General features: G+C 65.3%; 6 protein-coding genes. 4 read left to right on the plus strand and 2 right to left on the minus strand.

Going from position 1 to position 8,916, the window contains the following annotated elements; genetic code table 11:
* The 4 genes from IRZ12_RS12945 to IRZ12_RS12960 form a co-directional block, all read left to right on the plus strand.
* On the plus strand, positions 1-701 hold a 701-nt coding region (locus IRZ12_RS12945; RefSeq protein ID WP_296469072.1), incomplete at its 5' end, for a glycosyltransferase.
* Positions 702-741: 40 nt separating this feature from the next.
* Complete coding sequence (gene galE / locus IRZ12_RS12950; RefSeq protein ID WP_296469074.1) at positions 742-1,776, plus strand: UDP-glucose 4-epimerase GalE; 1,035 nt, start codon at positions 742-744, stop codon at positions 1,774-1,776.
* Positions 1,777-1,803: 27 nt separating this feature from the next.
* A complete protein-coding gene (locus tag IRZ12_RS12955; protein WP_296469076.1) occupies positions 1,804-2,976 on the plus strand; it encodes a glycosyltransferase family 2 protein in 1,173 nt (390 codons plus the stop codon).
* 15 nt (positions 2,977-2,991) lie between these two features.
* Positions 2,992-4,527 carry a glycosyltransferase gene (locus tag IRZ12_RS12960; RefSeq protein WP_296469078.1) on the plus strand — a complete coding sequence of 512 codons (1,536 nt, stop codon included), beginning with the start codon at positions 2,992-2,994 and terminating at the stop codon, positions 4,525-4,527.
* A gap of 20 nt (positions 4,528-4,547) precedes the next feature.
* Here the strand turns inward: IRZ12_RS12960 and IRZ12_RS12965 are convergent, their stop codons facing one another.
* Together IRZ12_RS12965 and IRZ12_RS12970 are read right to left on the minus strand one after the other, a co-directional pair.
* Positions 4,548-7,655, minus strand: a complete 3,108-nt coding sequence (locus tag IRZ12_RS12965; protein ID WP_296469079.1) for an efflux RND transporter permease subunit — start codon at positions 7,653-7,655, stop codon at positions 4,548-4,550.
* A gap of 16 nt (positions 7,656-7,671) precedes the next feature.
* On the minus strand, positions 7,672-8,808 hold the full coding sequence (locus tag IRZ12_RS12970) for an efflux RND transporter periplasmic adaptor subunit (RefSeq protein ID WP_296469081.1): 1,137 nt from the start codon (positions 8,806-8,808) through the stop codon (positions 7,672-7,674).
* Positions 8,809-8,916: the final 108 nt, after the last annotated feature.

The following is an 8,916-nucleotide window of genomic DNA, read 5'->3' on the forward strand; positions in this document are numbered from 1 at the left end:
GGGCGGGCGGGTTTGCGCTCGGCGTCCAGCTGGCGCACGAAGCCGGGTGGGAATGGATCTGGCTGATGGACGACGACGTCGTTCCGGAGCCAGAGTGCGCCCAGCGGCTGATCGAGCGCGGGGATCCCGCGATGATCGCCGTGCGCACGAGGCCGAACGGAGACCTGGTCGAGCGTTCCGCCATCAAGTTCGATTTGAGAAACCCGTTCGTGGTCCACAGCAAGACGCGTTCGGTCGAGCAGGCCTTCCGCGTGCGCTCGCAGATGCCGCCCGTGCTCGAGGTGGAGAACGTCGCATTCGAGGGGTTCATGGTGCACCGTTCCGTCGTCGACGTCGTGGGGTATCCGGATGCGCGCTATTTCATCTTCTACGACGACGTCGATTATGCGCTCCGCATCCGGCGTGCTGGTTATCGGATCTTCGCGGTGCGCGACGCAGTGATGGTCCGGCAGCTCGAGTTCGTGCAGCAGCATGCCTTGGATTCCTGGAAGGGTTTTTATATGTTCCGGAACCTGTTCGTCGTGTATTTCCGGTACGGCGAGAACGCCCTGGTGCGGCTCAAGCCCTATCTGCTTACGTCCGCCTTGATGTTGATCGGTCTAGCGACGCGCAAGGGGCGAGCGCGGTGCAGCATGTTGCTGTCCGCGTTGAAATCCGCGCGCCTGTTCGACCGCCAACCGCCCCCCGGTGTGTTCCTGTAGGAATGCACATCGTCCATCCGCTCATCGCCGACAGCTTCCAATGAAAACCTCTGTACTCGTCACTGGAGGGGCTGGCTACATCGGCTCCCATACGCTCGTGGAATTTCTCGCGGCCGGGTACCACCCGATCGTGCTGGACAATTTTTGCAATAGTTCGCCCGGAGTGCTGCGCCGGGTCGAAGCGTTGACTGGGCGTTCCGTCACTTGGCGCGAGGGCGATGTCCGAGACGCAAGTGTGCTCGATGCCCTGTTCTCGCTCGCGCGGGAGCAGGGGGCGCCAGTGGAGTGCGTCGTGCATTTCGCGGGCCTGAAGGCTGTCGGAGAGTCGGTGGCCAAGCCCCTGGACTACTACGACAATAACGTATACGGAAGCATCGTCCTGCTGCAGGCGATGGAGCGGGCCCAGGTCAGGCGCATCGTGTTCAGCTCGTCTGCCACGGTGTACGGGGAACCCAGGTCCTTGCCGTACACGGAGGACCATCCGCTGGCCCCCACCAATCCGTACGGGCGGACCAAGGCCATGGTCGAAGCGATGCTCGCCGATTGGTGCGCGGCGGACCCAGGCAGGACGGCCGTAAACCTGCGCTATTTCAACCCCATCGGCGCCCACGCCAGCGGGCAGATAGGGGAGTCGCCGCGTGGCACGCCCAATAACCTCTTCCCGTACATCACCCAGGTTGCCATAGGAAAGCGCGAGAAGCTGTTGGTGTTCGGGAATGACTATCCGACGCCTGACGGAACCGGGGTCCGGGATTATCTGCACGTGTCGGACCTGGCGGATGGCCACGTGAAGGCCGTCGAATACGCGCGCCGGGCGAGGCCGGGGTGTTTTGCCTTCAACCTGGGGACAGGCAGGGGGACGAGCGTGCTCGAACTGGTCAAGGCGTTCGAATCGACCACGGGCCGGACCGTGCCGTACGAAATCCTCGGCCGCCGGCCCGGGGACGTCGCGCAAATGTGGGCCGATCCCTCGGCTGCGAACGAGCTGCTCGGCTGGCGTGCCAGCCGCAGTATTGAAGATATGTGTCGTGATGGGTGGCGCTGGCAGTCGCAGAATCCCGACGGTTATGTGTAACGCGCCTTGCCCGAAATCTGGAGAATCATGAGCGAACAAGTAGTCAATGACAGGCGTCCGTCCGGTCGCGCAGACCCGCCTCTCATTTCGTGGATCGTTCCCGTATTCAATACGGAGAACCTGCTAGTCGAGACGCTCGACTCCATCGCCGCGGATGGGCAGCCAGACATTGAAATCATCATCGTCGACGACGGCAGCACGGACGCAAGCCCGGCCAGGATCGCCGACTGGATGCGGAACAGTACCGTGCCGACCCTGCACGTCCGGCAGGAGAACGCCGGCTTGTCCGCCGCCCGCATGACGGGCGTGAAGTACGCCAGCGGCAAATTCATCGGGTTTTGCGACAGCGACGATCTGGTCGAGGCGTCCTGCTACAGAAAGCTGGCGCTGTTGGCCGAGCGCGCGGGATGCGACGTGGCCGTGTGCCGCTCAATGGTTTTCGACAGCGTATCGCACGTGGTGCACGACTTTTACGACGCGCCCATATGGGACCAGGTCTTACAAGGACGCTCGTGCGTCGTCACCAGCGCGCGGCGCGATCCCCAAGTGTTCCGCTTCGAACCGAATGCAAATACCCGGTTGCTGCGGCGCGAGTTCATGCTCGAGAAACGCATCGAGTTTCCCCTCGGGTTGCATTTCGAGGATTTTCCCGTGCACGTCGAAGTCCTGGCCGCAGCCGGAAAAATCCTGTTGCTGGATTCCACCGGTTACTTCTACCGCGTCAACCGGCCGGGAAAAATCACGGACCAAAAAAGCGAGCGGCGCTTTGACATCCTCAAGGCGGTAGCGCTGGGCTTTGAGGCCATGGAGAAGTACCGCGTCGACGAAGCGGGCCGGGCGTACATCGCGATCATGGCGGCCCGCATGACCTACTGGTGCGGAAAAAATACGCTGAACAAGGCGCGCCGGCGCTTTTTCCGGGCGGCATGCGAGCAAATGGCCGCGGCCATCGATGCCAGTGCGGCGCGCTATTGCATGAAGAATGGCATCGACCGCAGGGAGGCGATACTCGTCTCCGCTTTCCGCGCGAAAGCGGCCCGCTTCCTCACTGCGTATTCGTCCGAACGGCCCACGGCCAAGTTTTGGGCGCTGGGACTCCTGTTCAGCTGGAGGCACGGCCGGAAGCTTAGGCGTACCCTCGCGCGCGCCGTCCTCGCCAGGGTCGCCCGCCGCACGGGGCGCTTGAGCCCTGCATTTTGAGCCGGAGGACGGACTATGTTGCGATCCGCTGAATCGAACAGGCTCAAAGCCTTGTTGAATGGCCCCTTGCTATCCAAGTATCTGGAGGAAGACCTCTCTCGCCTGCATTCCGGCCATCACGGCGTGGGTTTTCGCGTCGCGCGGCCTGGTGCCGCCATTTTGCTGGTCGGCGCCCGGTCCGGCGCGGAGATCGTGCATCTGCTGACGGCTTCGCCCACCGCCACGATCGTGGTGGTCGAGCCGAACGGATACCTGAAAAATGAGCTCGATGCCTGCCTGGCAAACGTCAAGGGGCTCCGCTGGCGCGAGCGGGTGATGTTTTACCCATCGACGGACGAACTCGAGGCATCGCCCTTGCAGGCGTTTTCCTTGGTCCGGGTCGACGCCGCGCTGTTCGATGCCGCCGGCCTGGTGCGCTTGCTCGGGCGGTTCCGCATTGATCACTTGTGCGGCGATTTCGATCCTTTGGACGCAGATCCGCTCGATGTGTACCGGCAGTGCCGCGGCCGGGTCGGGAGCCTGCACTGGCGCGTCGCCGGCCGGGCCGATCCCATTGCCTGGTGCGGGGACGCACCGGCATACGAGGTCTCGGTGGTCGTGCCTGCCTACAAGGTGTTGCCCTGGATCGATCGATGCCTGCAGTCGCTCGTGGACCAGACATTGGCGTCTTTGGAAATCATCGCCGTCGATGACGGATCGCCTGACGCGACCGGCGCCCGCCTGGACGAGTGGGCAGAGAAATACCCTGGCCGGGTCAAGGTATTGCACAAACCCAATGGGGGTTGCGCCAGCGCTCGCAATGCCGGTGCCCGCATCGCCCAGGGCGAATACGTTGCCTTCGTCGACGGCGACGACTGGGTCGATACGGAAATGTTCGAGGCGCTTTACCGCTCGGCGGTGCTCAATGCCGCCGACGTCGCGCAGTGCGGCTATATCGAGGCGTACGAAGATTCCGGGCGCCAGGAGCTGTATTCCACTGCCTGGGGGGGGAGGTCAGGCGGCGGGACCCATGGCTTGGTGGACGACGTCACTTCCTACCTGGCGGTCAAGCCGACCATCTGGCGCCGGATCTACCGCAGGGAATTCCTGGCCGGGAACGGCATCGAGTTCCCCGAGCACATCCCGCGGTTCGACGATTTGCCGTTCCAGTTCGAGGTGTTGTCGCGCGTCAAGCGCATGTCGGTGATCCCGGAGTGCTATTACTACTATAGGCAGGAGCGCGACGGGCAGGACATCGCCGTCAGGGACGAACGGCTGTTCGTGCATTTCCCGATCTTCGAGTGGCTGAACGACAAGGTCGGCGCCTGGGCGGACGCCAAGGTGGAGCGGCAGCTCCTGAGGTGCAAGATCAACACCCACCTGTGGGCCTTGAGCCGCATCGACCGAAAATTGTTCCTGCGGTACTTCGCCGCGGCGCTCAAGGACATCTACCGCCACGGCGTGCATTTCAGGATGTCGGGCGTCGCGCGCTTCCTGAAGGGCTTCGTCCTAGCATGCATGCGGGCCGTCGCGCAGATGGCAGGCGCCGGTGGGCGCCCCGCGCGGGGCTGAGCGCATCATCGGGGCAGGCATCAACCGGATTCGCCTGCCTGCGGCTTCTCCCGCCTAACCAGGCGTACCGCCCACTGGGTGAAATCGTCGACGAACAGGAACACCACTGGTATCACCAGGAGGCTCAGGAAGGTCGAGGTGATCAAGCCGCCCAACACCGCGATCGCCATGGGCGAGCGGAAGCTCGGGTCGGCCGCGCCGTAGCCGATGGCGATGGGCAGCATGCCGGCGCCCATCGCCATGGTCGTCATGATGATGGGGCGTGCCCGCTTGTGGCACGCGTCCAGCAGCGCATCCCAACGGCTCATCCCAGGCACTGCGGGTCGGGCGTCGGTGGCAGGGTGGCCGCGGCGTGCGAGCAGCGCATATTCCACCAAGAGAATGGAGTTCTTCGTGGCGATGCCCATCAACATCACCAGGCCGATCAGCGACGGCATGGAGAAGCTTTTGTTGGCGATCAGCAGGCCGACGAAGGCGCCCCCGAGCGATAGCGGCAGGGCGGCGAGGATGGTCACGGGGTGCAGGAAGTGCTTGAAGAGCAGGACCAGCACGATATAAATGCACAGCACGCCCGTGAGCATGGCCAGGCCGAAGCTTTGGAACAGCTCGCCCATGATTTCGGCGTCGCCCACGGTGGCTTGGCGCACGCCGGCGGGTAGGTTCCGGATGGCAGGTAGCTCCGCGACACGCTTGGCGACCTCGCCGAGGTCGATGCCCGCGAGTTCGATCTCGAAATTGATGTTGCGCGAGCGGTCGTAGCGGTCGATGACGGCGGGGCCTGCGGAGAATGATAGGTCGGCCACTTGCCCTAGCATGACGGGGCCGCGCGCGCCTGGAACGGAGAGGCGCTCCAGCACGGAAAGGTCGGTGCGCGCCGCCTCGTCGAGGCGGACCACGATGGGCACCTGGCGTTGCGAGAGGTTGAGCTTGGGCAGCGAGATGTCGTAGTCGCCCACCGTGGCGATGCGCAAGGTGTCGGCAATGGCGCTGCTTGTGATGCCCAAGTCCGCGGCGCGCGCGAAATCGGGCCGGACCGCGATCTCCGGCCGGATCAGGCTGGCTGTGGAGGCGATGTTGCCGACACCGGGGATGGTGCGCAGCTCTTTGGCGACGGCGAGGGCGGCTTCATTCAGCGCGTCGGGGTCATCGCCAGTCAAGACCAGTACGTATTTGTTATGGCCGCCTCCGAGGCCGACGCGGGTGCGGATGCCAGGGACTTCCTGCAGCGTCGCGCGGATCTGCTCTTCGATCTGCTGTTTCTCGGGGCGTTCGGAGCGCGGATCGAGTTGAATCGTGAGCGTGGCCTTGCGGACTTCGGCCGCTCCGCTCATCGCGAAGGGGTCGCCGCCCGCGGCGCCACCGCCGATGGTGGTGTAGACGCTGCGCACGTGGGGGACGCGGACCAGGCGTTGCCGAACCAGTTCGGCGGCTTCCAGGGTCTGGGCCAGCGTCGAGCCGGGCGTCAGCTCGATGGCGACCTGGGTCTGCGAGTTGTCGTCGGCGGGCATGAACCCCGCAGGCAACAGCGGAATCATGGCGACGGACAAGATGAAGAACAGCGCGGCGCCCAGCATGGTGAGCCAGCGGTGCCGCATGCAGGCGGCCACCCAGCGCATGTAGGTCTTCAGCCAGCGCGGCTCCTTGCCCGGCTCGACTGCGGGCTTGAGCAGGTAGGCCGCCATCATGGGGGTGAGGACCCGGGCGACGACGAGCGAGGCGAACACCGCCAGTGCAGCCGTCCATCCGAATTGCTTGAAGAACCGCCCGGCAATGCCACTCATGAAGGCCGTGGGCAGGAATACCGCGATGAGGGTGAAGGTAGTGGCGATCACGGCGAGCCCGATTTCGTCCGCCGCCTCCATGGCGGCCTGGAACGGGGTCTTGCCCATGCGCAGGTGGCGCACGATGTTTTCGACTTCAACGATGGCATCGTCCACCAAAATGCCAACCACCAGCGACAAGGCAAGCAGCGTGACCAGGTTGATCGAGAACCCGAAGAAATACATGCCGGCGAAGGCGGGTATGACCGACAGGGGCAGCGCGATGGCGGAGATCAGCGTGGCGCGCCAGTCGCGCAGGAACAGCCAGACGACCAATACCGCCAGCAGCGCACCCTCATAGAGCAGGCGCATGGAGCCTTCGTAATCTTCTTCTACGGGCGTGACGAAGTTGAAGGACTCATTGATCTCCAGGTCAGCGCGTTGGGCCTTGAGTTCGTCGAGCGCCCGGTACACGCCTTCGGCCACGTCCAGTTCGCTTGCCCCGCGGCTGCGGGAGACTTCGAAGCCCACCACGGGTTTGCCGTCGAGCAGCGCGGCGGAACGGCGCTCGGCGATGGTGTCGCTGACGGTCGCGACGTCGGCCAGGCGGATGGCGCGGCCGTCGCTCAGTACCAGGCGCAGGTCGGCCAGCTCTTCCGCGCTGCGGACGTTCGCGAGCGTACGCACGGGCTGTTCGGCATCGCCAATGTCCGTGCGTCCGCCCGAGCTCTCGAGCTGTACTTGCCGCAATTGGCGCGAGATGTCGGCGGCCGAGGCGCCCAGCGCTTGCAGGCGTTGCGGATCGAGGGAGACCCGCACTTCGCGCGTGACCCCGCCCACCCGGTTGACGGCGCCGACGCCGGGGACGGCCAACAGCCTGCGCGCGACCTCGTTGTCGACGAACCAGGAAAGCGCCTCGTCGTCCATGCTGGCAGCGCGCACCGTGAAGGCGAGGACGGGTTGTCCGGCGAGGTCGACCTTGTTGATGACGGGATCGCGCAGGTCGGCGGGCATGTCGGCCCGCACGCGGGAAACGGCCGAGCGGACATCATCGACCGCTTCCTGTAGCGGCTTTTCCAACTGAAACTCGGCGGTGAGGGTGACGGTGCCGTCTTGGATCTTCGTGTAGAGGTGCTTGAGGCCCTGCAGTGTCGCGATGGAGTTTTCCAGCTTGCGTGCGACGTCGTTTTCCAACTGCCCGGGAGAGGCGCCCGGCAGGGCGGCCGTGACCATCACCATGGGCAGGTCGATGTCGGGGAAGTTCTGCACCTTCATGGCATGAAAAGACATCATGCCGGCAAAGGTGAGCAACACGAACAGCATGACCGCTGGGATGGGGTTGCGGATGGACCAGGTCGATACATTCATCGCGGCGTTCCCTCTTTCAGCGGGCGAGGGAGGGTGCTGGCGGGGCGGGCGCATCGACCACGCGCACCAAGTCTCCGTCGGTCAAGAAGCCAGCGCCGCGCACGACGATGCGTGCATCGGGCTGCAAGCCCTCCAGGATCTCGACGCGGTCGCCATCGCGTCGGCCGGTGCGGACCTTGCGTTGGGCGACCCGGTTGTCCGGGCCCACCACGAATACGTAGTTGAATGCCTCCCGCATGACCACGGACTGCTGAGGTACGGTCAACGCCGGCGCGCTGCCGAGATCGAAGTCGCCCCGCGCGAACATGCCGGCCTTGGCCGCGGAGCGGGCGGCATCAGTACCGGGCAGGTCGACGTAGACCAGGGTATTGCGGGTCTGGGGATCGACGGTGGGGCCGATCGCCCTGACTTTGCCTTGCAGTCGTTCGCCGCTGGCCGCCATGACGCTCACGGGGCCGCCCACGCGGATGCGCCCGACTTCGGCAGACGTGACCTCGGCGCGCCACTCGAGGCGGCCCTGCCGGATCATGCGGAAGAGTTCGGTGCCCGGGTTCACGACAGCGCCGACCGTGGCGGTGCGGGCAGAGATCACCCCGTGGTCCGGCGCCCGCACTTCGGTGAACTTCAGCCGCAGTTCCTGCGCGGCAAGCGCGGCGCGCGCCGATTCCACGCGCGCTTGGGCCGTCTGGCCGGCGGTCAGGTATTGCTGGATCTGGGCTTCGCTCAGTGCGCCGGACGATTGCAGCGAGCGCGCGCGCTCGGCATTGGCCTGCGCTTCGGCGGCACTGGCCCTCGCCTCCTCGAGCGCCGCCCGCGCTTGCGCGATGTCGGCTCTCACAGTCTCGGCGGCGAACGTTGCGAGCACTTGTCCCGCCTTGACCGTGTCGCCCACGTTCACCCTGACCTCCTGCAGCCGCAGCCCACCGATCTCGGCGCCTATGCTGGCTTCCTGCCATGCCATGATGTTGCCGTTGGCGTGCAAGGAGATGCGCAGCGGCTGCGTGACGGGCGTTTCGACGGTGACGGTCAGCGCCGGGCGGGGCGTCGGCGCCTCGGCCTTGTCGGCAGCTCGCGGGGCGAGCGCGACGCCGGTCAAGCCGGCGCCGAGCAGGGCGGCGGCGATCAGGATGCGTAGCGGCATGGACAGGGTCATGGTCTTGGTCTTGCTGGTCTTGGCCTCGGGCGCCGTCGGCAGCCCGGGCGGGTTATCGTCGTCGGTGGATCGGGTCGGGATGCGTCAGGATGGGTCGGCGGCCGGGGC

It is taken from the genome of Pigmentiphaga sp. (genome assembly GCF_019689535.1).
GTDB lineage: Bacteria > Pseudomonadota > Gammaproteobacteria > Burkholderiales > Burkholderiaceae_B > Pigmentiphaga.

Coding starts and splice junctions, on each gene's coding strand:
- galE (WP_296469074.1), top strand. CDS start 742: ATGAAAACCTCTGTACTCGTCACTGGAGGGGCTGGCTACATCGGCTCC.
- IRZ12_RS12955 (WP_296469076.1), top strand. CDS start 1,804: ATGAGCGAACAAGTAGTCAATGACAGGCGTCCGTCCGGTCGCGCAGAC.
- IRZ12_RS12965 (WP_296469079.1), bottom strand. CDS start 7,655: ATGAATGTATCGACCTGGTCCATCCGCAACCCCATCCCAGCGGTCATG.
- IRZ12_RS12960 (WP_296469078.1), top strand. CDS start 2,992: ATGTTGCGATCCGCTGAATCGAACAGGCTCAAAGCCTTGTTGAATGGC.
- IRZ12_RS12970 (WP_296469081.1), bottom strand. CDS start 8,808: ATGACCCTGTCCATGCCGCTACGCATCCTGATCGCCGCCGCCCTGCTC.